The following is a 24,786-nucleotide window of genomic DNA, read 5'->3' as shown; positions in this document are numbered from 1 at the left end:
TTTAAAGGGCCAGGGGATCATGCCGGGGGTGAAACCCGGCTCGTTTGATCTCCTGGCCCTTTCGGGTTTTGGGTCAGATGACCCCTTTCTGCTTGAAATACTGGACATACAGCATATCGGTCCGGATGATGTGGTGGATCAGCCAGGACTTGGCCAGGGTCAACAGGTCCATGGGCGCGGCGAAGTCACCGGCCTGGAATTTTTTCACCAAGTCGCTGACTTCGTCCAACAACTTGACATGTTTTTCTTTGTGTGCCGGGGTGTCCGGATAGTGATGTTTCTCGAAGAGTTTCTCTTCCCGGGCAAAGTGGAAATGGGTGTAATCCGCCAGTTCGGTAATGATTTTGGAGACCTCTTCCCGGCCTGCGCTCTCTTTGAGGAGTTTGTGGATCTGGTTGACCATGACCACAAGCTTCTTGTGGTCGTCGTCGATCTCCGGAATGCCGGTATTGAGGTCGTCGGTCCAGGGGAAGAACTCCACGTCTTCGGTGATCTCCTTGCCGTTTTCCAGATAGAGGATATCCAGCAGGGTAAAGAGTTTTCTGACCTTGGACAGATACTCCAGCAGGCGTTGATCCGCCTTTTCGGGTCCATTTTCCGGCACTTTTTGAATCCATTGCAGGGTTTCGGCGGCCTTGGCAAAGATTTGGCCGTGGACACGATGCATCTCTTCAAAGTGAGGGGTCTTGCCGTAAGGGGTGTTGATCGTGGCCTGAATCCAGGGGTGCAGCGGGGACTCTTCGGGTTTGGGCCATTCGGCCTGGGAGAATTTGATCCGACCGGGGATGGCTTGTTCCATGCTGCTGTGCCATTTGAGAAAGTATCCCTTGGTGGCGCGCATGTCGAACAGGGGATTGCCCAGATCGGCTTCGGCCTGTGCGGCGTACAAGGCGCCGCACATGTCCTGCAACACTTCGCCCATGCGGCTGAACTGGGTGGAGGATCCCCGGGTCATGGCCACCACGGAGGAGGCTTCGTGCATTTTTTCCTGCACCACGGAGGTGGCGTCCACGGTGGCCTGGGTGGAACTGGTGATGTTGTTGGAGAGCACCTGGGCATGGCGGGTTTTTTCCGCCATGGATTCGGCGGCCACCGCCACCGCCGAGGCGGATCTGGCCACCTCTCCGGTGCCTGCGGCGGCTTCCTGGGCGGCGCGTGCCACCTCCTGGGCGGCGGTTCCCAGTTCCAGGGCATTGCGGGTGACCTCACCGGCTGCCTTGGCCACATCGTCCATGGCGTTGGAAATGGTCACCATGGCCTCGGATTGGACCTCCACCGACTCGGTGATCTCCCGGTTGGCCTCGTTGATGCGGTCGATACTGCCCGCCACGCTGGTATTGGCCTCGGTGGCTTCACGGGTATTGCCCTGGATCCGGTTGATCTTTTCCGAAATCAACCGGGTGGCCTCGGAGGTTTGTCTGGCCAACTCCTTGACTTCATTGGCCACCACCGCGAATCCCTTGCCCGCGTCCCCGGCTCCGGCGGCTTCGATGGAGGCGTTCAGGGCCAGCATGTTGGTTTGTTCGGCGATGTTGTTGATGATGTCCACCACGTCACCGATCTCCTGGGCCGAGGCCGACAGGCGATTCATCACCTCCCGCACATCCAGGGCGTTGGTGTGGGCGGTTTCCGATTCGGCGCTGGCGCTTTGGCAGCGGCGATTGATCTCTTCCAGGGCCGAGGTGATGTTGTCGATGGAGGCGGCCACATTCTTGACCGACTGATCCACCTTGAAAAGACTCTGGTTGACCGCGTCCAGATTGGTGGTGATTTCATCCGCCGCCGAGGCCATGGTGGCGATGTTGGCGCTGGCTTCTTCGGCTCCGGCGGCGATGGTGATGATGTTGTTGGAAACCTCCTCGGCGGAATGGGCGATGGCGTTGACGCTTTCGGTGGATTCGCCGATGGATTGGATGATGGTGTTGACCTCCTGGGCCAACAGGGTATTTTTCTCGGAAACCCCGGAGACGATGCGTTGCGAGCTTTGGGCGTCGTCTCCGATCTGATCGCGGATTTTGATCAGTTCGCTCACACAGGCGGTGATGCCGCCGGAGTGGAGATTGATGATTCTCATGATCCGTTCCAGCCGGTCGGCCAGACGGTTGACCGCCAGGGCGATGCCTGTGGTTTCGGTATTTCTGGCGGAGACGCGGACGCTCATGTCTCCTTCGGCCAGGCGGCGCACGGTCTCTTCCACTTTATGGATGTCGCCGCCAACTTGATGCAGGATGGTTTTGGAAATCAGGAAGGAAAGCGCCATCAGAATCAGGGCGCTCAACAGCATCTCCTCCACCAGCAGGATCAGGTCACCCATGAAGGTCTTGTTGACATCGTCGATGTAGATGCCCGTGCCAACGATCCAGCCCCAGGGTTTGAATCCCATGACGTAGGAGAGCTTGGGTACGGGATTTTGCTGATCGTTATTCCGGCTCCAATAATAATCGACAAATCCGGCACCGCTCTTCTGGACCTCTTCGACAAAAGAGAGGAAATATTTTTTGCCGTTGGCGTCCTTGACCTCCGACATGTCCTTGCCTTCGAGTTCCGTTTTGATCGGATGCATGATCATTTTCGGGATCATGTCATTGATCCAGAAATAATCCGCATTGTTCTCGCTATAGCGCATGGCCCGGATCACGGCCTTGGCCCCCTCCTGGGCCTGGATCTGGGTCAACTCTCCGCTGGTCTGTCTGGCGTGGAAGTATCCAAGCACATGGTGGGCGGACTCCACCAGATTGCGGGTTTTGAGTTGACGGTCCTCCAACATGCCCGCTTTTTTAGCGTGCAGAGTCACGACACCGGTGATGAGAATGCCCAAAATCGCCAGAATCTGGATCAAGGCAATACGTTTCTGGAGACTCAACCGGGCGATGAACGCAATCGAAAGAGATCTGGAGCGGGGTGGTGCATTCATAAGGCTTGCCTTTTTGCGATTGAAAGTGAAGCATGTCGTCAAAATCATACTCTGAATCCACACTGCACCGGAAGGGCATTTGGCGCAATTATGGAAAATTACCACCCGTCTGACCCTATGGTTTGTGAGAATGGCGCCTCAATGGCCAGTACAGCATTGAACCTGTTACGACGGGTATTTGGATATCCTTTTTTTCGTGGCGACCAGGAAGCGGTGGTGGCGCACCTGCTCGCAGGCGGGGATGCCCTGGTGCTGATGCCCACCGGTGGGGGCAAATCCTTGTGTTACCAGATTCCGGCGCTGTTGCGTCCGGGTTTGGCTGTGGTGGTCTCTCCCCTGATCGCCTTGATGCGGGATCAGGTGGCGGCTTTGCGTCAATTGGGGATCGCGGCTGCGGGTTTGCACTCCAATCTGGCGCCGGGGGAGGCCGGCGCGGTGATCCGGCAGGTGGACGAAGGGGTGTTGAATCTGCTTTACGTCTCTCCGGAACGGCTGTTGACTCCCCATACCCTGGAGTGGCTGAGTCGTAAACCGCTCGCCTTGCTGGCCATCGACGAGGCCCATTGCGTCTCCCAATGGGGACACGATTTCCGTGCCGATTATTTAGGATTGGGGATTCTCAAGGAACGGTTTCCGGGAGTTCCCCGGGTGGCGCTCACCGCCACCGCCGATCCGCCCACCCGTCTTGAAATCATCAAACGGCTGCGGCTGGACGATTCAAGAGTGTTTGTCGGCGGATTCGACCGTCCCAATATTCGTTACCGGATTACCATCAAAAATCAGCCCCACGACCAGTTGCATGAATTTTTGCGCGCCGAACACGCGGGCAACGCAGGCATCGTCTATCGTCTCACCCGCAAGAGTGTCGAAGAGACCGCCTCCTGGCTGGTGAAACGGGGAATTCGGGCCTTGCCCTATCATGCGGGGCTGGATCCGGAGATTCGACAGAAACATCAGGACCGTTTCTTGAACGAAGAAGGCATCGTGATGGTGGCCACCATCGCCTTCGGCATGGGGATCGACAAACCCGATGTGCGTTTCGTGGCCCATTTGGATTTGCCCAAAAGCGTTGAATCCTATTATCAAGAGACCGGGCGCGCCGGACGGGATGGATTGCCGGCGGATGCCTTCATGACCTATGGCATGGATGATGTGGTCTTGTTGCGGCGCTTCATCGAGAATTCGCAAGCCGAAGAGGAGTTCCGTCGGATCGAGCATCACAAACTGGAAGCCCTGCTCGGTTTGTGCGAAAGCGTGGATTGTCGCCGGGGCATTCTGCTGCGGCATCTTGGCGAAACCATGGAGGCTCCCTGCGGCAATTGCGACACCTGTCTGGAACCGATCCCCACCTGGGATGGCACCGAACAGGCCCGCATGGCCTTGTCCTGCATTTATCGGACGGGTCAGCGCTTTGGCGTGCATTATCTGGTGGATGTGCTGCGGGGACAAAAGACCGAACGGGTTTTATCGTTTCAGCATCACACGTTGCAGGTTTTCGGCATGGGGGCGGACCGGAGTGCCGCTTCGTGGCGTTCGGTGTTTCGTCAACTGGTGGCCAGGGGGTTGGTGACGGTGGATGTGACCGGATTTGGCGGACTGGGCCTGGCGGAAGCGTGTCGTCCGGTATTGCGGGGGGAGCGGAGCGTGTTGCTGCGTCTGGATCCGGATGAACCCAAGCCGGGTCGGGAACGTCGGGCGCGCCGGGAACGGGGATTCGAGACCTCCGCGGCGGATGAACCGTTGATGCGCGCCCTCAAGGCCACCCGGAGCCATCTGGCCAAAGAGCAGCAGGTGGCGCCCTTCATTATTTTCCAGGATGCCACCTTGCAGGGGATGATCGATTCCAGACCCGCAACCTTGACCGAAATGGAACGGATTCCCGGCGTGGGATCCCGCAAACTGGAACGTTATGGCGAGATTTTTCTGGGTGTGCTGCGCACCGGCCAACCCTATCCACCTTGAAGAGCATCGCGGCAGGACTTCATCTGTTGATTGAACCCGGATCGGACTACCGTGTCGTTTCAGGTTGTCCCCATTCTTGTTGGCTCTCAATCAATCCGAGGAGGTTTTTTGTCCCATGGCCAAGGTCAAGGCGCATTGCAAGCCGGTCAATCCCCATTTTCGCGAGGTGGCCGTCTCCGGAGACGGGCGCGACCTCACCCGCAATTTCGGCGGCATGATGAATACCCTGCTGCCCCAGGATGCGGTATTGCGGGACCGGGGCGGGGATTACGCCATCTATGAAGAGGTGTTGCGGGACGATCAGGTGGCTTCCACCTTCCAGCAGCGCCGCATGGCGGTCACCTCGGCGGAGTGGGGGGTGCGGGCCGGTGGGCCGGACCGGGCCAGTCGCATGGCGGCGGATTTTCTGTTGGAGGCGTTGCACCACATCGGCTGGGATGGGGTGACTGACAAGATGCTGCATGGTGTCTTTTATGGTTACGCGGTGGCGGAGTGTCTGTGGGGACGGGATGGCTCCCTTGTTACCCTGGAGGCGATCAAGGTACGCAAACAGCGTCGCTTCACCTTTGATCTGTCGGGCCGCCCTTTGCTGGTGACCAGTGAAAATCCCAATGGCGAACCGGTTCCGGCCCGCAAATTTTGGCATTTCCACGCCGGTGCTGACAACGACGATGAACCTTACGGGCTGGGTTTGGCCCATTGGCTGTATTGGCCGGTCTTTTTCAAGCGCAACGGTCTAAAGCTCTGGTTGATCTTCATGGACAAGTTCGGCATGCCCACCGCCATGGGCAGTTATCCCCCCAACGCCACCGAAGAGGAAAAAAGGCGTTTGCTGTCGGCCTTGCGGGCGATTCAGACCGATTCCGGGATTATCGTGCCCGAAGGCATGAAGGTGGAACTGATCGAGTCTTCCCGGGGAGGGCAGGTGAGCTACGAAAGTTTTCTCGACCGCATGAACGCCGCCATCGCCAAGGTGACATTATCCCAAACCATGACCACCGATGCCGGAGGCGGACAATACAAGGCCGATGTCCACAAGCATGTACGCAACGAGGTGGTGAAGGCGGACGCGGATCTGATCTGTGACAGCTTCAACCGGAGTGTGGTTTCCTGGTTGATGCAGTGGAATTTTCCCGACGCACGGTTGCCGAAAGTGTGGCGTCGGGTTTCGGAGGACAAGGATCTGCGTCCCCTGGCCGAACGGGATCGGATTCTTTTCGGCATGGGGTTGCGGCCCACGGAGGAGTATATCCGGACGACCTATGGAGAAGGCTGGCTGGCGGGATCGGAACAGCGGCACGCGGATTGACCTTGGCCTTTTGTTCGGGTCAGTGCCAAACCTTCAACACGGTGATCACCATCCCCGCCACGGTGATGGTGAAACCGAATGACCACATCATGAAGCGATCGATGCGCTGGGTGAGCATCTCCAGCCGTCGATCCACCTGCTCGAAGCGCTTGTCCATCTGCTCGAAGCGTTTGTCCACCTGCTCGAAACGTTTCTCCACCTGCTCGAAACGTTTCTCGATCAGTTCAAATCGTTTGTCAATCAGGTCGAAGCGTTTGTCCATCTGCTCGAAACGCTTGTCCACCTGCTCGATATGCTTGGCGATCAATTCGGCTTGAGAGCGGTTGTACTCGGAAATCTGTTGAATCTGTTTCTGGATCAAATCAAACTGGTTTTTGGCCAGATCAAAGCTGTGCTGCATCAATTCCCGTTGATGTTTGAGCGCCTCTTCGACCCGCACGATCCGTTCGAGCAACTCCCGTTCAAACAGGTACGACGCCTGATCCGGGCCACGCTCCGCCAACCAGAGGGTGATCTGGGGCTTCAGTTGCGTGATGATCTGTTCGATTTCTGCCTGTTGCAAAGCCATGGTGGATCTCCCATGTCCCGCTTGTTGCGGCAATCGCGTTGGTTTTTATCCCATGCCGCTGGAATCGTGGGTCACCTGAATGATTTCGTCGTTGGCCCGACGGATTTTTTCGATGCTTTCGGTGATTTCCCGGGCCGTGTCCGAAGCGCCGGCGGTATTTTTCAGGATGTCGGCCATTTTTTTGGAGATCAGATTGGTGGCCTCGGCGGTCTGACGCGCCAGATCCTTGACTTCGTTGGCCACCACCGCGAATCCCTTGCCCGCTTCGCCGGCGCCGGCGGCTTCGATGGCGGCGTTCAAGGCCAGCATGTTGGTTTGACCGGCGATGTTTTTGATCATCTTGACCGCCTGTCCGATCTCCTGGGCGGAGATGGCCAGTTTTTCGATCACCTGGGCATTGTTGCGGCTGAACCCATCCGCCCGTCTCAATTCTTCCGTGGCATCCTGGACCTTTTCGTACAGCTCTTCCACGAGCAGTTGGGCTTCATCCAGGGACTGCAATTTGGGTATCTTATTCATGATCGGTTCCTGATTGGTGAAATCCGGACCCAGGCCCGGAATCCGAGGTTGCGCGTAACGTTATCATACCGTGTGACAAGGTTTCTTGAAATGGATTTTTTTCAGCTTTTCTGCAACCAACCCGACAGCTCCCGCTTCACCAGTTCCCCCAGCCCATCTATCCAGACGGGGGAATCGTTCAGGCAGGGCAGATAGGTGAACCTTTCCCCGCCGGCCTTCAGGAAGTTTTCCCGACCCTGCACCGCGATCTCTTCCAGGGTTTCCAGGCAATCGGCGACAAAACCGGGACACACCACGGCCAGATGACGTTTGCCCTCCTGGGGGAGTTTCACGAGCAGTTGCGCCGTATCGGGCAGCAGCCATGGCTCGCGACCGAAACGGGATTGGTATCCCATCTGCCATCGATCCTCCGGGAGATGCAATTCCTTGGCCAGCAGACGCGCGGTTTCGGCGCATTGCGTGGCGTAGGGATCGCCCTGGTCCACGAAGCGTTGCGGCAGTCCGTGAAACGAGAAAATCCAATCCAAAGGGGTGGCCGGATCCAGTCGTGCCCGGATCGAGTCGGCCAGGGCCTGAATGTAGGCGGAATCGGCGAAAAAGGGAGGCGCGAACCGCAGTGCCGGTTGAAAGCGTTGTTTCGCGAAGACTTCGCATACCGCATCGGTGATGGTGGCCGTGGCCGCCGAGGAGTATTGGGGGAAAAGCGGCACGATCAGGATCCGTTGGATTCCGTCCTGGACCATGGTATGAAGAACTTGGCCCAGGCTGGGTTGACCGTAGCGCATGGCCAGTTCCACCCGGATGTCGTCACCCAGTCGGGTTCTGATTCTCCGGGTCACGGAGCGGGAGTAATGCAACAGGGGCGAAACGCCATCGTCGCGCCAGATCTTTCGATACAACGCGGCGGATTGCGGCGAGCGCTTCGGCAGGATCACCCCATGCAGCAAAGGCAGCCAGAACCAGCGCGGCAGGTCCACCACCCGCTCGTCGGCCAGAAACTCTTTGAGAAAACGTCGTACCGCTACCGGTTCCGGAGAGTCGGGGGTTCCCAGTTGGGTCAGTACCACGCCAATGGATGATGCAGTCAAGAGGGGATATCCTTTGGCAACATTAAAATGGGTCGTGAAGGAAAGGGGTTGTTGGGTTTCAGGGCGGTTCTTCCCCCATTCCTCCATGATAGGGTTGATGGATCCTGCCATTCCAGTGAATTTTTGTCCATTCGGGTATCATTCCGCAGACTTGAAAATAAACAAGGAGTCGCATGAACACCTTCTTCCGGCTGTTGGCAGAAATGGTGGTGTAACGACATGATTGCGCGCATTCTCATCTCCGCGACTCGCAAGAGTTCGGGTAAGACCACCTTCGCCCTTGGATTGGCCGCCGCGTGGAAGGATCAGGGGCTTCAGGTGCGTCCTTTCAAGAAGGGACCGGATTTTATCGATCCGGCCTGGTTGACCCGCGCCTCTGGTCACACCTGTCACAATCTGGATTTTTTCATGATGGGGCAGGCGGTGGTGCTGGAAAACTTCCGGCGTTACGCCTCCGGGGGGGACGTGGCCATCATCGAGGGCAATCTCGGCTATTACGATGGTCAGGATCTGGAAGGAGGGGATTGCGGCGCGGCACTGGCGGAACTGTTGCGCACGCCGGTGGTGCTGGTGGTGGATTGCAAGGGGGCTTTCCGGGGGATCGCTCCTTTGGTGAAAGGACATCTGGATTTTCCCGGCGGGGAGTGGATCCGGGGGGTGGTGCTGAACAACGTGGCCTCTTCGCGCCATGAACAACGCTTGCGCGCCGCCCTGGAACGCTACTGTCCGATGATACCGGTTTTGGGAGTGATTCCGAGAACCCGCGCCATGGAGATCGACGAACGCCATCTGGGTCTGCAACCCGTGGCCGAGGGAGCGGCTCCCTTGGAGCGGTTGCGGGTGATCCAGGAGATGATCGCCGCGCATGTGGATTTGGATCGACTGCTGGCTTTGGCCCGTTCGGCGCCGACGCTGCCACAGATTCCGCCAGTGGTTTCCCTGCGCTCTCCGGGACCGGTTGTGCCCACGGTGCGGGTGGGCATGGCCCTGGACGAGGCGACCCATTTTTATTATCCGGAAAATCTGGACGCCCTGAGAAACGCCGGAGTGGAACTGGTGCCGTTTTCCATGCTGACCGCCAGGGCGCTTCCCGAAGGCGTGGAAGGACTCTATCTGGGGGGAGGTTTCCCGGAGGTGTTCATGGAGAGCCTGTCCGCCAATCAAACCCTGCTGGCCCGGATTCGTGGTCTGGCCGACGCGGGCATGCCGATCTTCGCCGAATGCGGCGGGTTGATGATGCTGGCGGAACGGATCACCTGGGGAGAACGAAGCGTGGCCATGATCGGCGCCTTGCCCATCGAGGTGAACGTGGAAAAGAAACCGGTGGGATATGGCTACATGCGCATCGAGGGGGGGGATCGTCTGCCGTGGCCCGGATCGGGGGTATCGGTGGCCTGTCATGAATTCCACCACTCCCGGGTGACGCGGATCGGGGAGGGGGTGGAGATGGCGTTCCGGGTGGTGCGGGGATTCGGGGTGGACGGCGCGGGAGACGGGATGGTCTACCGCAACATCCTGGCCTGTTACGCCCATGTGCATGCCCAGGGCGCGCCGGGATGGGCGGAATTTCTCGCCGATTTTTGGCGTGCAAAAAAGGTAAAATAATCGGTTCCAATATCATGGAATCGTGATATACTAATATGTGCTTGAGTTCGAGAACCACCAAGCAGGGCACCCAGAACCACGTGGCAACATACGACAGAGAGACCGGAACCATGAAACTTGCGGTATGTATCTACGAAGGACCCTATAATCATGCAGCCTCGGACACCGCCTACAACTTCATTCAGGCGGCCATCCAGAAAGGGCATGAAATCAAGGGGATTTTTTTCTATCATGACGGGGTTTACAACGTCACCAAACTGATGGAGCCGCCACAGGACGACCGCCACATTTCCAACCGCTGGTCGGCGCTCGGAGCCTCGGGGATCGACATCGTGGTCTGTATCGCTGCGGCCAAACGTCGCGGTATCGTGGATGATGTGCTGGTACCCAATGTACGGATTTCCGGACTGGGACAATTGACCATGATGGCCATCGAAGCCGACCGGCTCGTGGTTTTCGGCGACTGACAAGGAGTGCGGCAAATGGCGGAAGATATCAAGAAAATCATGTTTACGGTCCGCAAACCGCCTCATGGCACGATTTACGTCTATGAGGGGTTGGAGGTCAAATTGATCATGGCGGCTTACGACGCCGACATCTCCGTGGTTTTCATGGATGATGGCGTGTTCGCGGTCAAGAAGGGGCAGGATACCAAGGATCTGGGCATCAAAGGGTTCGCGGCCACCTATGGAGCGCTGGTGGATTACGAAATCACCCAGGTTTATGTCGATCGTCAGTCCATGGAAGACCGGGGCATGACCGAAGACGATCTGCTGGTGATCGGCGAGGACGAAGACACCGAGGAGCCCATCAAGCCCCAGGTGTTGGAGAGCGCCGAAATCGCGGCCATGATGGCCGAACAGCACAATATTCTGGCTTTCTAGAGCTTTGACGGAATCGAGGAGACCTTGGTCATGCTGCACACCGTGAACAAATCCCCCTTCCAGAATACCACTCTGGAAAGCTGTGTCCGTTTTGCCCGTTCGGGCGATGTCATTCTTCTGATCGAAGATGGCGTGCTGGCGGCTCAGGCGGGCAATGTGAAAAAGAACCTGCTGGAAGAGGCCTTGCAGAAATGTGAAGTGTTCGCCCTGAGCGCCGATCTGAAGGCTCGGGCATTGACCGATCTGGTGCCGGGTGTCAAGATCACCGATTACAGTGGCTTTGTGGATCTGGTGGAACACAATACCACCCACTCCTGGCTGTGACGAATCATTCCAATGTCCCGCCGTCTTCCGATGACCATCCGAAGCGGCGGGCATGTGAACCCGAAGGAGGAGGAGCGTCCGTGAAGTCTCCCACATCCTTGGCAGGACGATTGTCGCGAGCGTCCTTCCTGATCCTGGTATTGTTCGCGGCGTGGATCGCGGCCCCTTTTTCCCTGCTGGCCGAACCACCCCAGCCGGAAAAAGCCGTAAGCGGGCCATGCGTTCGCGATGCCGAATGGATGCGGCGCAATCATATGGACTTTTTGAAACACAAACGGGATGAGACCGTGCGCGAAGGAATTGCCGTCAAGTCGGAATCCTTTCTCGCCTGCGCCACCTGTCACCCGAGCCGGGAGCGGTTTTGCGACCGTTGCCATGCTTATGTGGCCGTGGCCCCGAACTGTTTTGAATGCCATCAATATCCCAAATGACCCCTTTCGGGAACTTCAGCCATGACCATGGATAGAAGAACGGTTTTGGGCCTGGGAGGGGCCATCGCCGCTGGGGTGGCACTGGCACCGGGCCTCCATTTGATCGCCGCCCCGGCCACCTCCACGGGCAACACCTCCCCGGAATCCGCCTCGTCACGCAAGGGCAAACGGTGGGCCATGCTCATCGACACCACCCGGTGTTCCGCCGATTGCACCGCCTGTGTGAGCGCCTGTCGGACGGAAAACAATGTGCCCATGTTCGGCGATCCGGACCGGGACATCCACTGGATCCGCAAAGTGGAACTGCGGGACCAGAATCTCCGTCAGCCACCGATTTCGTTGCCGGTCTTGTGCAACCACTGCGAAAATCCCCCCTGTGTGCATGTCTGCCCCACGGCGGCTTCGTTCATCCGTCAAGACGGCATCGTGCAGATCGACAAACATCGCTGCATCGGATGTCGTTACTGCATCATCGCCTGTCCCTACAAGGCGCGCTCGCTGGTCTTCTACAAAACCAAACCCCCCAAGGACGCCAATCCCAGCGTACCGATCCGTGCGGCGGGGGTGGTGGAAAAATGCACCTTCTGCGCCCATCGTCTGGATGAAGGGAAATTGCCGGCCTGTGTGGAGGCCTGCGCCAAGGCGGATAAAGGTGCCATGATCTTCGGAGATCTGAACGATCCCAACTCCGAGATCGCGCAACGTCTCCTCAAGGAGAAGACCCAGACCATCCGCGCCGATCTGGGTCTCAAACCCCATGTCCACTACAAGGGAATCTAGGAGGCCACCATGCTGAGTGAATTTTCCGCCATCGAAGGCCGTTCACCCGGATATTGGAAACTGGTCGCCGGGTTGGGCGGGCTGGTGCTGATGGGAGCCGGGTCTTTTCTGTATGTCGAACACTACGGTCACGCCGTGACCGGCATGAACAACCAGATCGTCTGGGGCTTGCCCCACGTCTTCGCCATCTCCCTGCTGGTCATGGCCTCTGGAGCCTTGAATATGGGTTCCATGTCCACGGTGTTCGCGGTCAAGCAGTTCGAGCCGTTCGGGCGTTTTTCGGCGTTTCTGTCCATCGCCCTGCTGATCGGGGGATTGGCGGTGCTGATGCTCGATTTGGGCAGGCCGGACGCGATGCTGCTGCCCATGGTCTACATGAACTTCCGCTCCATGTTTACCTGGAACGTGTTCTTGTATACCGGGTTCATGGCCTTGTGTCTGTTGTATCTTTGGACCATGTTCGAGTACAAACAGTACAAGAAATTCGTCGGCACGGCGGCCTTTGGCTGGCGTCTGGTCCTGACCACCGGCACCGGTTCGATCTTTGGGGTGATCCAGGGTCGGGAGGTGTTCGGTTCCGCCATCACCGCTCCCACCTTCGTGGCCGTCTCCTTGACCTCGGGTACGGCTTTGGGGATTTTGTTGCTGGTTTATACCTACCGCATGACCCGGCGGGAACTGGATGACCGTCTGGTCTTCGGCATGCGCAACGCCATGATTTTCTTCCTGGTGCTGGTCGCCTATCTGCTGGTGGTGGAGAAGTTCACCCGTTTTTATGATCCCGCCTCCTACGCGGTCGAAACCTGGATCCTCACCGGTCCCTGGGCTTGGCTGTACTGGTTGGGTGTGTGGGGCGCGGGTGTGCTGATTCCTTTTGGTTTGCTGTTCAACCGCAACATCGGCAACACCGTGAGTGGTGTGATGATGGCTTCCGGATATGTGGTGGTGGGGGCGTTTTGTTTCGTGGCCCATACCCTGCTGGCCGGACAATCCTATCCTTTCGATCTGTTCCCCGGTTATACCATCACCAGTGCGTTCCAGGATGGTGTGGCCGGCAGTTACATGCCCACGCTTTCCGAACTGCTGCTGGGACTGGGTGGTGTGGGAATCTCCGGATTGATCTATGTGTTCGGCATCCGGTTTTTCCGCATGTTGCCTCAAAAAGGCGAGGTTCCCCAGGGTTGGGAACTTCCCTGGAATCCGTGACAGAACGGATGTGCGTTTCCTCCCCCCGTGTCGCCTTGTGCGGCACGGGGGTTTTGCGTTTCTTTTGGATGGGAGAATCGTTTCAGTGAGCGTCGTATTGCGGGCGCTAAAAAAAGCCTCGGAAAAATCGGATCCGTCCGGGATCCATACGTCCATACCCTTGTCCCAACCCCGATCCACTCCGGAATCCAAACCGGGAATCTGGATCGCGATGACGTTGAATCTTCTCTTGTTGCTCGCCATCGCTTATGATGCATGGCGCATCGTTCAAGCCGAACGGGAAACGGTTGCGTCTGTCGCATCGGTCTCCACCCAAAACGACAGATCCGGACCCTCCCCGACGCCTGCCGTTTCCCAACCGGTGTGGAACGATTGGCGCCCATTTGGCCAGTCTGCGGTGGTTGAACAGAAAGCCTCACCCCCCCGTGAGCCGGTGCCGGAGGATGCCCCGGATACCCAGTTGCAACTGGCCTTGACCGGAGTGCTTTCCACCAGCGGAGACGGACGATCCTGGGCCGTGGTGCGGGGCGGAACCGAGGGCGAGAAAATGTTTGCCACCGGAGACAAATTGCCGGGGGATGCGCGTATTGTGTCGGTGCGGCCGGATCGGATCATCCTGGAAAAAAGCGGTCGTTTCGAGACCCTCCGTCTGCCCAGGAGTGTGGTCTCGTTGGAAGCGAAACCGGCGGAAGGAGCCAAAGAGGCGCCGGTGAGCGAAGCGGTCAGAATCTTGCGTCAGTTGCGGGATCAGTTTCAGACCCAGCCGGATGCGGTGCTGGGCAAGATTGCGGTAACACCGGTGAACCGGGATGGAGTGTTCGGCGGTTATGCCGTGCAACCGGGCAGCGAAGAAGGATTGTTGGAAAAACTGGGTCTGGCTCCCGGTGATGTGATCACGGTTGCCAATGGCGTGTCGTTGACCTCCCCCATGAAGGGCATGGAGGCTTTAGGCACCCTGGGGAAAAGTCAGTCCCTGCGTTTGACCTTTTTGCGCGGGGGCAAGTCGATGTCGGTCCAGCACCTCTTCGGGGCCAATTGACCACACGAGAGAGCAGGCTTTGAGGGATACCATCGGTACGATGTTATTACAGGTTTCACGGTTGGTTCTGGTTGGGATCGCCTTGTGGGTGGCCTCTCCCCTGTGGGCCGGGGAGTTGACCCTCAATCTCAAGGGCGCGGATCTGACCACTCTGGTGGAAACCGTGGCCCAGGCCACGGGTCGCAACTTCATTCTGGATCCCCAGATCAAGGGCAAGGTCACGGTCATCTCCTCCAAACCCATGACCGAAAAAGATCTGTACCGGATGTTCCTCTCCATTCTGGAGGTTCATGGCTACATCGCGGTCCCCACGGACAATGGCGCCATCAAGATCATTCCCGACACGGAAATGAAATACAGCGGCTCTTCGCGCAACGAAGAAGGCAGCGATGGCAGCGAGGTGGTCACCCGGGTTTTCAAGCTCAAACACGTCAACGCCGCCAAGCTTTTGGCGGCGTTGCGTCCCATGGCCAGTCCCAAAGCCCACATGGCCTCCCACGACGACGGCAACATGCTGATCGTCTCCGATCACGCCGACGTGACCGATCGGCTGGCCCAGATCGTTCAGCGGGTGGATCTGCCGGACGATGGGGAGGTGGAGACGATTGTGCTGGAAAACGCCTCGGCTTCGGAGGTGGCCCGGGTGCTCAATACCCTGGAGCAGGGCAATGGCGCTCCCGCCGCTCCCGCGGGTCAGGCCGCCCGTCAACCGGCTGTGGCCGATGATCGCACCAACAGCATTCTGCTCGGCGGCGACAAGGCGACCCGTTTGCGACTGCGGGCCATCATCACCCATCTGGATACCCCGGTGGAGGTCACGGGCAACACCCGGGTGATCAACCTGCGTCACGCCAACGCCAAGAAAATGGTCGAGGTGTTGATGTCCATGGGTCAGGATTACATCAAAAACACCCAGAAAGACAAAAAACCCGAAGCCGCCGCCGGCATTGTCAATGTGCAGGCCTTCGACGGCACCAACGCCCTGGTGATCACCGCCCCGGCCAATCTGCTCAAATCCATGCAGGATGTGATCCGTCGTCTGGATGTGCGTCAGGCCCAGGTGCAGGTGGAGGCCATCATCGTCGAGGTGTCGGTCAAGAAGGCGGCGGAACTCGGGGTGCAGTGGGGCATTCTGGGGGGCAAGGGGGACAACAAGGGGGTGATCGGCGGCACCAGTTTCTCCAGTGCCAATCCCAGTTTGATCCAACTCGGGGGGGTGTTGGCCGGCGGGTTCACCGAAACGGCGGCCACCGGTCTGGCCGGGGTGTCCGGAATGCTGGTGGGTGGCACCAATGGCGACAATTTCGCCGGTCTGCTGCGCGCCTTGAACAGCGATGTTTCCAACAACGTGCTTTCCACCCCCACGGTGGTCACCCTGGACAACGAAGAGGCGGAAATCATGGTCGGCACCAAGATTTCCGTGACCACGGGCCAGACCAATACCATTCAGGGGGGCAATCCCTTCACCACCACCGCGCGGGAGAACGTCGGCCTGACCCTCAAGGTCAAGCCCCAGATCAGCGAAGGGGATGTGGTGCGCATGGACATTCATCAGGATGTCTCGGAGGTCACCACCAGCACGGACGCCTTTGGCAACCGGGATACGGACAATCGTACCATCAAGACCTCAGTGCTGGTGGATGATCAACAAATCCTGGTGCTGGGTGGATTGATCCGCTCCGGGCGGCAGATGAAAAACGAACGGGTGCCGGTGCTGGGGGATATTCCGGTGCTGGGGGCATTGTTCCAGGCCGAAGGCGCCTCGGACGAAAAACGCAATCTGATGGTGTTCTTGCGTCCGACGATTCTGCGCACCCGGGATGACGGAATTCAACTCACCCACGAGAAATACCGGGCCATGCGGGAGCAGCAACGAACCGCCCCCCGGGGACGGGGTCTGGTCACCCTGGAGGGGGAAACCCCGATGCTGCCGGATATGGGGAGTTTGAAACTGGATCGGAATGTTCAAGGCTCCCCCTCCCGCCCTGCCAGCGACGAAACCGAAACCGGCAAGGCCATCGCCCGGCCTTCGGAGGTGCGGGGGAAAACTCTGGACGCCCCGACTCCCCTCAAAGAGGAGAACGCCACCAAGCCCCGCAAGCCCGTCAAGACGACTCCGGTCAAACCGGTCCGGCCCCCTGCGGCGCGGCAGTCGCCATTCCCGGCGGAGGATCCGCTCCTGGAGAACAAACCCGGCGCCTTGCGGCAATTGAACGGTCTCACCCCTCGCATTTCGGCGCGCTTTGACCTGGAACACGCGACCTGGGATCATGTCAACTGACCCTGCCGCTTCCGGGGGCAAGCTCCCGGCGTTGTCCTACTCCTTTGCCAAACGTCATGGCGCCCTGGTGTCCGGCGTGGAGGAGGGGGGGGGATTGCGGGTGCATCATCGTCCGGATTTGCGGCTGTCGGTATTGTTGGAACTGCGTCGTCGTTTCCGGCGGGAGTTGCGTCTGACCGAACTGGCCCCGGCGGATTTCGAGGCCATGTTGCGTCGCACCTTCGAGGCCGGTTCCTCCCAGGCCATGGAGGAGATGGAGTCCCTGGACGACACTCTCGACCTGGAACAGGCCGCCGAACAGATCGGTGAACCCCGGGATCTGGCCGAAAGCGCCGACGACGCTCCCATCATCCGTTTGATCAATGCCCTGGTGACCGAAGCGGTCAAGAAGGGGGCTTCGGATATTCATCTGGAGCCGTATGAGGATCGTCTTTCGGTGCGATTCCGGGTGGACGGGGTGTTGCGCAAGGTGCTGGAGCCCCGGCGCGCCCTGGCTCCGTTGATTGCCTCCCGGGTCAAGGTGATGGCCCGATTGGATATTGCCGAAAAGCGTCTGCCCCAGGATGGACGGATTTCGTTGCGCATCGCCGGGCGACCGGTGGATGTGCGGGTATCCACCCTGCCCACGGGTCACGGGGAGCGGGTGGTGATGCGTCTGCTGGACAAACAGGCCGGACGCTTGAGCCTGGAGGATCTGGGCATGGTCCCGGCCATGCGGGATACGCTGGATCGCTTGATCCATCGACCCAACGGCATCATTCTGGTGACCGGGCCTACGGGTTCGGGCAAGACCACCACGCTTTACGCGGTGCTGCGGCGTCTGAACGAAACCAGCCGCAACATCATGACCGTGGAAGATCCCATCGAATACGATCTGGAGGGGATCGGTCAGACCCACGTCAACACCAAAGTGGATTTGACCTTTGCCCGTGGTTTGCGGGCCATTTTGCGTCAGGATCCGGATATCGTGATGGTGGGGGAGATCCGGGATGTGGAGACCGCTCGCATCGCGGTTCAGGCGAGTCTGACGGGTCACATGGTGCTGTCCACGTTGCACACCAACAGCGCCATCGGGGCCATGGCCCGATTGAAGGATATGGGGGTGGAGCCTTATCTGCTCTCCTCCAGTCTGGCGGCGGTTTTGGCCCAGCGTCTGGTGCGGCTGTTGTGCGAACACTGCAAACAGCCCCGGTCGGTCTCGCATCAGGAGTGGGACGATCTGGCCATCGCGGGGGGGCCTTGGTCCGCCTGTCCCGAAAGGCTGTACCGGCCCAAGGGGTGTGACGCCTGTCTGGGCAGCGGGTTTGCCGGACGGGGGGGGATCTACGAACTGGTTCCCATCGACGACACCTTGAAAGGGCTGATTCACGACAGTGCGGGAGAACGGGAACTCACCGCCCACGCCCGCACCTTTTCGTCCAGCCTGCGAGACGATGGCCTGCGTCTGTTGCACACCGGTCGCACCACCCTGGAAGAGATTCTGCGTGTTACCCGCGATGATTGATTCCGAACCGTGGCGCATCCTTTTGGCACCTGAAGGGAAAAGGGCATGACCCACACCACCATCTGCGATGTTCAACCCGTCATCCTCTGCGGAGGTTCGGGTACCCGGCTGTGGCCGCTGTCACGGGTGGGTTTTCCCAAGCAGTTTCTTTGCTTGGTGGGCAATGAAAGCCTGTTTCAGCAGGCCGCCAAGCGACTGACCGGACTGGAGGCTCCGGATTTCGTTCTGGCGGATCCGCTGATCGTCAGCAATGACGAGCATCGTTTTTTGGTACAGGAGCAGTTGCGGGAGATCGGGGTGGAGTCCGCCAACCTGCTGCTGGAACCCGTGGGTCGCAACACCGCGCCGGCGCTCACCTTGGCGGCGCTGGCGGCGCTGGAGGGGGGCAACGATCCGGTGCTGGTGGTGACCCCGGCGGACCAGACCATCACCGATGCGGCGGCTTTCACCCGTACCCTGCGACAGGCGATCCGGGAGGCCGGGCGCGGAAGCATCGTCATTCTGGGGATCACCCCGGACAGGCCGGAAACCGGATACGGGTACATTCAAACCACCCTGGATCCGACTGGCGCCACCCCGGAGCAGGGATTTCCGGTGGCCCGTTTTGTCGAAAAGCCCGATGCCGCCACCGCGCAAGCCTATCTGGACACGGGGGGATATTTCTGGAACGCGGGCATGTTCGTGCTCAAGGCTTCGGTGTGGATGGGGGCGCTTGACCATTTTCGTCCGGATATCGCCGTCGCCAGTCGGATTGCCTGGGATATGCGTTCCCGCGACAGCCACTTCATTCGTCCCGGCAAGGCGGAATTCACGGCCATTCCCAATGAATCCGTGGATTACGCCGTGATGGAACGGTGTCCCGGCAGCTCTTTTGCGATTCGGATGGTCCCCTTGAACGCCGGCTGGAACGATCTGGGAGCCTGGGACGCGGTTTGGAGCGTGCTGCCCAAGGATGACCAGGGCAATACCCTGATGGGGGATGTGTTGACCACCGACAGTCACGATACCCTGGTACAGGCCACCAGTCGTCTGGTCACGTTGGTGGGGGTGCGCAATCTGGTGGTGATCGAAACCCCGGACGCGGTACTGGTCGCCGACAAAACCCGCAGCCAGGAGGTCAAGCAGATCGTCCAGGCGTTGAACCGGGACAAGCGGGACGAGCATACCCTGCATCGCAAGGTGCATCGGCCCTGGGGCTGGTACGACAGCATCGACGAGGGGGGACGTTTCAAGGTCAAGCGCATTCAGGTCAAGCCCAAGGCGAGCTTGAGTCTGCAAAAGCATCATCACCGGGCCGAACATTGGATCGTGGTGACCGGTACCGCCGAAATCACCTGTGGGGATCAGGTCATCTTGTTGACCGAAAACCAATCCACCTACATCCCGTTGGGCGAAACCCACCGTCTGGTCAATCCCGGCACCATTCCCTTGGAGATCATCGAAGTCCAATCCGGAAGTTATCTCGGGGAGGATGATATCGTGCGCTTCGAGGACCACTACGGTCGCCAGACCGAGTGAGTTCAGCCGGGTGGAGCGTGTTCGCCAGTCGGTTTTATGGTTTCAAGACCAGACCGGTTGTCGTGGATCTGATCCACATCCAGCAACAGAATCAGCCCATCTCCCTGGCCAGGGGTGTGATCCGTCAAAGCCAGGGCGCGCAGACCGGGAAGGCGTGTGCGGGCGGCCAGCAGTCGGGGCAGGGGATGGATGGTCGCAATCGGCAGGGCGTGCAACACCACGGGTCCGGTGACCCGCCACGTCAGGGGGTGATCCGGGTGGGCGATTTCCAGGATCATCCGCTGTTTGGTGGAAGGGTCCGCGGAGAGGCCCAGTCGTTTTTCCAGATCCAGGCAGGGTTGTTCCGTCTCTTCCTCTGCGGCTGGGGCCAAACGACAGCCCCGCACCCGCTTGGCCTCCAGGCCCACGCGCCACTCTCCCAGGGAAAACAGCACGACATTCAAGCGGGTGACCTCTGGAGTCGGGGGGATCGCCGGGCCGTTCATCATCCCAAACCCCGGGCGTAATCGCCGAGCAGGGTATTGACATCCAGCAGCGTCACCGCCTGTCCGCCGATGGTCACCACCCCCAATGCCAGGGTGTTCCAGTGGACCGGCAGGGTGGCGGGAATCGGCAGAATCGTGCCGCGGGGCACATCCAGCACATCCAGTACCCGGTCCACCCGGATGCCACTGGTGACGCTACCCCCTTTGGCGAGCAGAATCGCCGAAGCGGGACCGGGATCCGACTCCGGCAGACGCAACAGGCTTTGGGGCCGGATCACGGTTTCGATGTCGCCGCGCACGTTGACCACCCCTTCCATCGAAGCTGGAGCGCCGGGCACGAAAAACACCCGCGCCCGGGCCAGAATTTCCCGGATGCTCTCCCCGTAAAACGCGAAGGGGGTGCCGGACAGTTCGAAGATCACCAGCTTGACCGTCGGTTCGTCCACGGCGACGATCTCCGGTCGTTTCGCGCCCCGTTGTACCACGATTTGATCCAGGGTCAATCCGTTATTCATCGTCAATCCAGCACCACCCGGTTGCGTCCGTTGTTTTTGGCCAGATACAGCGCCCGGTCGGCGGCTTCCCGCAGGGATTCCAGAGTGGCGTGCCGGGCGACGCTGGCGATTCCGGCGCTGAAGGTGCAGGAGAAATGGCCCTTGGCGGAGTGAAACTGCACCCGTCCGAAATCCAGACGCAATTCGTTGATCAGTCGGGCGGCCCGATCCAGGGAGGTTTCATGGAGGATCACCGCGAACTCCTCCCCGCCGTAGCGACCCACCACGTCGGAGTTGCGCAAGCGCTGATTCAGCACCCGGGACAAAGCCAGGATCACCTGATCCCCCACTGGATGACCATGGGTGTCGTTGACCAATTTGAAGCGGTCGATGTCGATCATGGCGAAACACAAGGTCGCCCCGCCCCGTTGAAACGAAGCGATGGCGTTTTCCAGCAGTTGGGAGGTGGTGGTATGGTTGAACAGTCCGGTGAGGCTGTCCCGGGTCATGAGGGAGCGCAGCGCCCGCATGCGTTCGGCCCGCACCGCCACGGCGTTGACCAGATCATCCGGGGCCACCGGTTTGGTGAGGAACCCTTCCGCGCCGATCCGCATGGCGGAATCCTGTTTTTTCCGATCGGTCTCCCCGGAAAGAAACACGATGGGCAGTCCCACATGATCGGGAATCTGTCGGATCACCCGGGCCAGATCCCGACCGTGGCAGGTTGGCATGTACATGTCCATCAAGACCAGATCCGAACGGAAATCCCGCAACTCATCCAGAATGCGGGAGGGGTCCGCCAGACACCGGGTCACCATGCCGGCCCCTTCCAGGATCAAGGCGTGGTATTGGGCGATTTCCGGTTCGTCGTCCACCACTAAAATCCGGAACGGGTCGGATTGCTGTTGGGCCGTGAGGGCGTCGAGGGTGGCCACCAGTTCCAGGGCCCGCGCCGGTTTGTGAAAATAAGATTCCCCTCCGGCCCGCACCGCCGCCAGACGGGCGCTGAAATCGGAACGACCGGACAGAAAAATCACCGGCAGGTTTGGTTCGATTTCTCCTTTCAGGATGGCCATGGCGTCGGTGCCGGCTTCGTGGCCCTGGGGAAACATGATGTCCATGATCACCGCGTCCGGACGCCGGTTCATCACCGCGGCGTGCAGGGTGCGGGGATCGTTGAAGGTCATGGTCTTGAACCCGAAGCAACGCAACTGGCTGGCCAACTGTTCCAGGGTCAACACGTCGTCGTCGCAGATGTAGACCATCCGACCCCGGCGATCCATGCCATCCGCCGGGTTTGACTCTTCCCGGACGCTGCGGGTCTCCTCCTGGGGGCCGGTTTGGGAAGGTTCCTGTTTTTCGGCCATGGAGGCGATCAGGTCGAGATATTTTTCCAGTTGATCCAGCCATTCGGCGCCGATTGCCCCGGATTGGGACTCGATGCGTTTGGCGGTCCAGTTTTCGGCCTGGGAGGCGGCCACCCCCAATTGATGCAATCCGAAGGAACGGCCTGTGCCCTTGAGTCCATGGAAAAACCGGTGTATCTCCTCGATCACCGCCGGATCCGTGGGTTTGGCCTTGAGACGGGCGAGAAGATTGCGGGCCACGGCGATTCGTTCCGGCAATTGTCCGATGAAAGTCGCCCGCAGTCTGGCGATTTTTTCCTGAACCGACGGTTTGGGTGTGTTCATGAATGTAAAGCGCCTCTCCAAGGTGTTTCAGGAGCGATGATAACGGGCCAGGACTTGACTCATGATCTGTGGCAAACTCTCCTCCAGGGTGAAATCTTTCACCAGACACCCATCCAGACGGGGTTCTTTGGCCAATGGACCGGCGGGTTCATCGCCGGTGAGCAAAATGAAAGGCAGCCGGTTTCCCTGCTCCCGCAACTCGCGGAACAGGTCGATCCCCGAAACCAGGGGCATGTTCATGTCGCTGATGATCATTTCAAAATCCGGTTCCGCATCCAGGGCGGCCAGGGCTTCCATGCCGTTTTCCACCAGTTGCGCCGCATGCCCTTCGGATTCGAGCACCGCCAGGGTCATTTCTCCAGCCACCGGATCATCGTCCACCACCAAAATACGCATTGATTACTCTCCTTGTCTAGCGACCGCGCCAACCCAACAGGGAGCGCAGTGTATCCACCAAGTTGCCTTGACTGAAATCCCCCTTGACGATATAGGCGTCCGCACCGACCTGCATGCCCCGTCGTTTGTCCTCCTCTTTTTCCCGGGAGGTGAGAATCACAATCGGTTTGTTGCGATAGCGTTCTTCGCGTCTGAGTCGTTCGGTCAACGAGAATCCATCCATTCCGGGCATTTCCACATCGGTCAGCACCGCGTCGAACTCCTCTTCCAAGGCCTGTCTCAGTCCATCGAGGCCGTCTTCGGCCAAGGTGACGCGGAAACCACAGGCTTCCAGTACATCCTTTTCGATTTCCCGGGTATTCAGGGAGTCGTCCACCACCAGCACCCGGTCGTGACGGCTCCAGTCTTCGACGAATTCTCCCCGGTCCGGTTCCCCCCGCAGGCGTCGGGCCTGATCGAACAACGCCGGAGCGTGCAGCACGCTGACCAGTTCGTTGTTGCCCGTGACCACCAATCCGGAAACCATGGGCAATTTGCGCAGCAACGGGGGCAAGGGATGGATCACCATGTCGTGTTCGTCCAGCAGGGCATCCACCACCACGGCCATTTTTTCCTGTCGCGCCGTGAGCACCACCACCAGCATACCCGCGGCGGCGTTGCGGGGGGAATCCCGGCGCGGGAGGGTCAGGTGATCCGGAATGTCCAGCAGGGCGGACAAGGGGGTGAGGGGCACGAATTCGTTGTGGAGGATGATCACCTCCCGTTCGGCCAGGGTCAAGACCAGGGCGGATGAGACCCGTCTGAGTTCGGTGACGTACTGGGCGGTGAAACCGAATACCTGTCCATCCACCTCCACCAATAACACCCGCATCACCGCCAGCGAAAGGGGCAAACGCAGGGAGAAGGTGGTGCCCACCCCGGCCCGGGTGGCGACTTCGACCGCACCCCGCAGATCATCCAGAATGGTTTGCTTGACCACATCCATGCCCACCCCCCGGCCCGACAGATCCGTGACCAGGGTATTGGTGGAAAAACCCGGCAGAAAGATCAAATCCAGGGTTTCTCGTTCGGTCAACGACTCCGCCTTGTCCGCCACCATCAGGCCCATGCGCACGGCTTTGGCGCGTACCGCGTCGAGGGGAATGCCGCCACCGTCATCGGTCACATCGATCACCACCCAGCCCCCGTCCTGACGGGCCGAAAGCGTCAGGTGTCCCTGGGCCGGTTTTCCGGCGGCCAGACGTTTTTCCGGGGTTTCCAGACCATGATCGATGGCGTTGCGGATCAGGTGGATGATGGGATCCGACAGTTTGTCGATGATGCGGCGGTCCAGTTCGATCTCCGTGCCCTGAATGTGACATACCGCCACCTTGCCCACGGAACGGGCCAACTCCCGTACCAGCCGTTCGGCGGGTTCCAGGACAATGGCCAAAGGCAACATGCGCATCAGCAGGGTTTTGTCGTGCAATTCGGCCATCAAGGTTTCCTGGTCCAGCACATCCTCCCGCAGACGTTGGGCGAAACGGTGCAACTGGGAGACCACAGGCAGATCCGGAATGGGAGCCAACTGGTGATCCAGGGAGGTGATCTCCATCAGCCGTTGGCGCATGCGGGCGTGACTGGAGACCAACTCCCCCATGAGTTTGATCAGTTCATCCAGTTTTTCCAGCCGCACCCGGACCGTCTCGGCGGTTTTGAGTTTTGGATCCACCGGGGCCGGGATGGGGGGTGGGGGTGCGCAAGCTGGCGGACGCCTTGTCCAAGCCGTTCTACGTGGACGACCAGGAA

At 59.5% G+C, this 24,786-nt stretch carries 22 protein-coding genes; 13 read left to right on the top strand and 9 right to left on the bottom strand.

Going from position 1 to position 24,786, the window contains the following annotated elements:
- Positions 1–73: 73 nt before the first annotated feature.
- Entirely contained in the window at positions 74–2,914 is a 2,841-nt protein-coding gene (locus HQL98_13355) for a bacteriohemerythrin (GenBank protein ID MBF0273031.1), read from the bottom strand.
- Between the two features lie 141 nt (positions 2,915–3,055).
- On the opposite strand from HQL98_13355, the gene recQ reads away from it, so the two are divergent.
- Together recQ and HQL98_13345 are read left to right on the top strand one after the other, a co-directional pair.
- On the top strand, positions 3,056–4,876 hold the full coding sequence (recQ, locus tag HQL98_13350) for a DNA helicase RecQ (protein MBF0273030.1): 1,821 nt from the start codon (positions 3,056–3,058) through the stop codon (positions 4,874–4,876).
- A 115-nt stretch (positions 4,877–4,991) separates the two neighbouring features.
- Complete coding sequence (locus tag HQL98_13345; GenBank protein MBF0273029.1) at positions 4,992–6,185, top strand: DUF935 family protein; 1,194 nt, start codon at positions 4,992–4,994, stop codon at positions 6,183–6,185.
- Between the two features lie 19 nt (positions 6,186–6,204).
- Here the strand turns inward: HQL98_13345 and HQL98_13340 are convergent, their stop codons facing one another.
- The 3 genes from HQL98_13340 to hemH form a co-directional block, all read right to left on the bottom strand.
- Positions 6,205–6,753: a hypothetical protein gene (locus HQL98_13340; protein MBF0273028.1), complete on the bottom strand. Its 549-nt coding sequence runs from the start codon at positions 6,751–6,753 to the stop codon at positions 6,205–6,207.
- A 45-nt stretch (positions 6,754–6,798) separates the two neighbouring features.
- On the bottom strand, positions 6,799–7,272 hold the full coding sequence (locus HQL98_13335; GenBank protein ID MBF0273027.1) for a hypothetical protein: 474 nt from the start codon (positions 7,270–7,272) through the stop codon (positions 6,799–6,801).
- Positions 7,273–7,373: 101 nt separating this feature from the next.
- Positions 7,374–8,447 carry a ferrochelatase gene (gene hemH / locus HQL98_13330; protein ID MBF0273026.1) on the bottom strand — a complete coding sequence of 358 codons (1,074 nt, stop codon included), beginning with the start codon at positions 8,445–8,447 and terminating at the stop codon, positions 7,374–7,376.
- A 132-nt stretch (positions 8,448–8,579) separates the two neighbouring features.
- Here hemH and HQL98_13325 point away from each other — a divergent pair, with 132 nt between their 5' ends.
- The 11 genes from HQL98_13325 (at position 8,580) to HQL98_13275 (ending at position 19,932) form a co-directional block, all read left to right on the top strand.
- Positions 8,580–9,965, top strand: coding sequence for a cobyrinate a,c-diamide synthase (locus HQL98_13325; protein MBF0273025.1), 1,386 nt, complete (start codon positions 8,580–8,582; stop codon positions 9,963–9,965).
- Positions 9,966–10,075: 110 nt separating this feature from the next.
- Positions 10,076–10,432 carry a sulfurtransferase complex subunit TusD gene (tusD, locus tag HQL98_13320; GenBank protein MBF0273024.1) on the top strand — a complete coding sequence of 119 codons (357 nt, stop codon included), beginning with the start codon at positions 10,076–10,078 and terminating at the stop codon, positions 10,430–10,432.
- Positions 10,433–10,447: 15 nt separating this feature from the next.
- Positions 10,448–10,849 (top strand): sulfurtransferase complex subunit TusC, encoded by a 402-nt coding sequence (gene tusC, locus HQL98_13315; GenBank protein MBF0273023.1) that lies wholly within the window; start codon positions 10,448–10,450, stop codon positions 10,847–10,849.
- Between the two features lie 30 nt (positions 10,850–10,879).
- The gene (gene dsrH / locus HQL98_13310) at positions 10,880–11,173 is read left to right on the top strand and encodes a sulfurtransferase complex subunit TusB (protein ID MBF0273022.1); all 294 of its coding nucleotides are present in this window, start codon (positions 10,880–10,882) and stop codon (positions 11,171–11,173) included.
- A gap of 80 nt (positions 11,174–11,253) precedes the next feature.
- A complete protein-coding gene (locus HQL98_13305; GenBank protein ID MBF0273021.1) occupies positions 11,254–11,604 on the top strand; it encodes an Hdr-like menaquinol oxidoreductase cytochrome c subunit in 351 nt (116 codons plus the stop codon).
- Positions 11,605–11,625: 21 nt separating this feature from the next.
- Positions 11,626–12,384 carry a 4Fe-4S dicluster domain-containing protein gene (locus HQL98_13300; GenBank protein ID MBF0273020.1) on the top strand — a complete coding sequence of 253 codons (759 nt, stop codon included), beginning with the start codon at positions 11,626–11,628 and terminating at the stop codon, positions 12,382–12,384.
- A 9-nt stretch (positions 12,385–12,393) separates the two neighbouring features.
- Positions 12,394–13,590, top strand: a complete 1,197-nt coding sequence (nrfD, locus tag HQL98_13295; GenBank protein ID MBF0273019.1) for a polysulfide reductase NrfD — start codon at positions 12,394–12,396, stop codon at positions 13,588–13,590.
- Between the two features lie 211 nt (positions 13,591–13,801).
- Positions 13,802–14,629 carry a type II secretion system protein GspC gene (gspC, locus tag HQL98_13290; protein ID MBF0273018.1) on the top strand — a complete coding sequence of 276 codons (828 nt, stop codon included), beginning with the start codon at positions 13,802–13,804 and terminating at the stop codon, positions 14,627–14,629.
- A 61-nt stretch (positions 14,630–14,690) separates the two neighbouring features.
- On the top strand, positions 14,691–16,910 hold the full coding sequence (gspD, locus tag HQL98_13285; protein ID MBF0273017.1) for a type II secretion system secretin GspD: 2,220 nt from the start codon (positions 14,691–14,693) through the stop codon (positions 16,908–16,910).
- Positions 16,900–18,414: a type II secretion system ATPase GspE gene (gene gspE, locus HQL98_13280; protein ID MBF0273016.1), complete on the top strand. Its 1,515-nt coding sequence runs from the start codon at positions 16,900–16,902 to the stop codon at positions 18,412–18,414. The genes gspD and gspE overlap by 11 nt, the downstream gene beginning before the upstream one ends.
- 45 nt (positions 18,415–18,459) lie before the next feature.
- Entirely contained in the window at positions 18,460–19,932 is a 1,473-nt protein-coding gene (locus HQL98_13275) for a mannose-1-phosphate guanylyltransferase/mannose-6-phosphate isomerase (protein MBF0273015.1), read from the top strand.
- 2 nt (positions 19,933–19,934) lie between these two features.
- Here HQL98_13275 and HQL98_13270 read toward each other — a convergent pair whose 3' ends face one another.
- From HQL98_13270 to HQL98_13250, 5 genes are all read right to left on the bottom strand, one after another.
- Positions 19,935–20,420: a hypothetical protein gene (locus tag HQL98_13270; GenBank protein ID MBF0273014.1), complete on the bottom strand. Its 486-nt coding sequence runs from the start codon at positions 20,418–20,420 to the stop codon at positions 19,935–19,937.
- The gene (locus HQL98_13265; protein ID MBF0273013.1) at positions 20,417–20,932 is read right to left on the bottom strand and encodes a chemotaxis protein CheW; all 516 of its coding nucleotides are present in this window, start codon (positions 20,930–20,932) and stop codon (positions 20,417–20,419) included. Before HQL98_13265 ends, HQL98_13270 begins: the two co-directional genes overlap by 4 nt.
- Before the next feature lie 2 nt (positions 20,933–20,934).
- Positions 20,935–22,602, bottom strand: a complete 1,668-nt coding sequence (locus tag HQL98_13260) for a diguanylate cyclase (GenBank protein MBF0273012.1) — start codon at positions 22,600–22,602, stop codon at positions 20,935–20,937.
- 27 nt (positions 22,603–22,629) lie between these two features.
- A complete protein-coding gene (locus HQL98_13255) occupies positions 22,630–22,998 on the bottom strand; it encodes a response regulator (GenBank protein ID MBF0273011.1) in 369 nt (122 codons plus the stop codon).
- Positions 22,999–23,014: 16 nt separating this feature from the next.
- The coding region (locus tag HQL98_13250) for a response regulator (GenBank protein ID MBF0273010.1) at positions 23,015–24,786 on the bottom strand (1,772 nt) is incomplete at its 5' end.

The sequence above is a fragment of the Magnetococcales bacterium genome, from assembly GCA_015231755.1.
Lineage (GTDB): Bacteria > Pseudomonadota > Magnetococcia > Magnetococcales > Magnetaquicoccaceae > Magnetaquiglobus.
The sequence above is the reverse complement of the archived record's forward strand: the minus strand, read 5'-3'. Positions and strand labels throughout refer to the sequence as shown.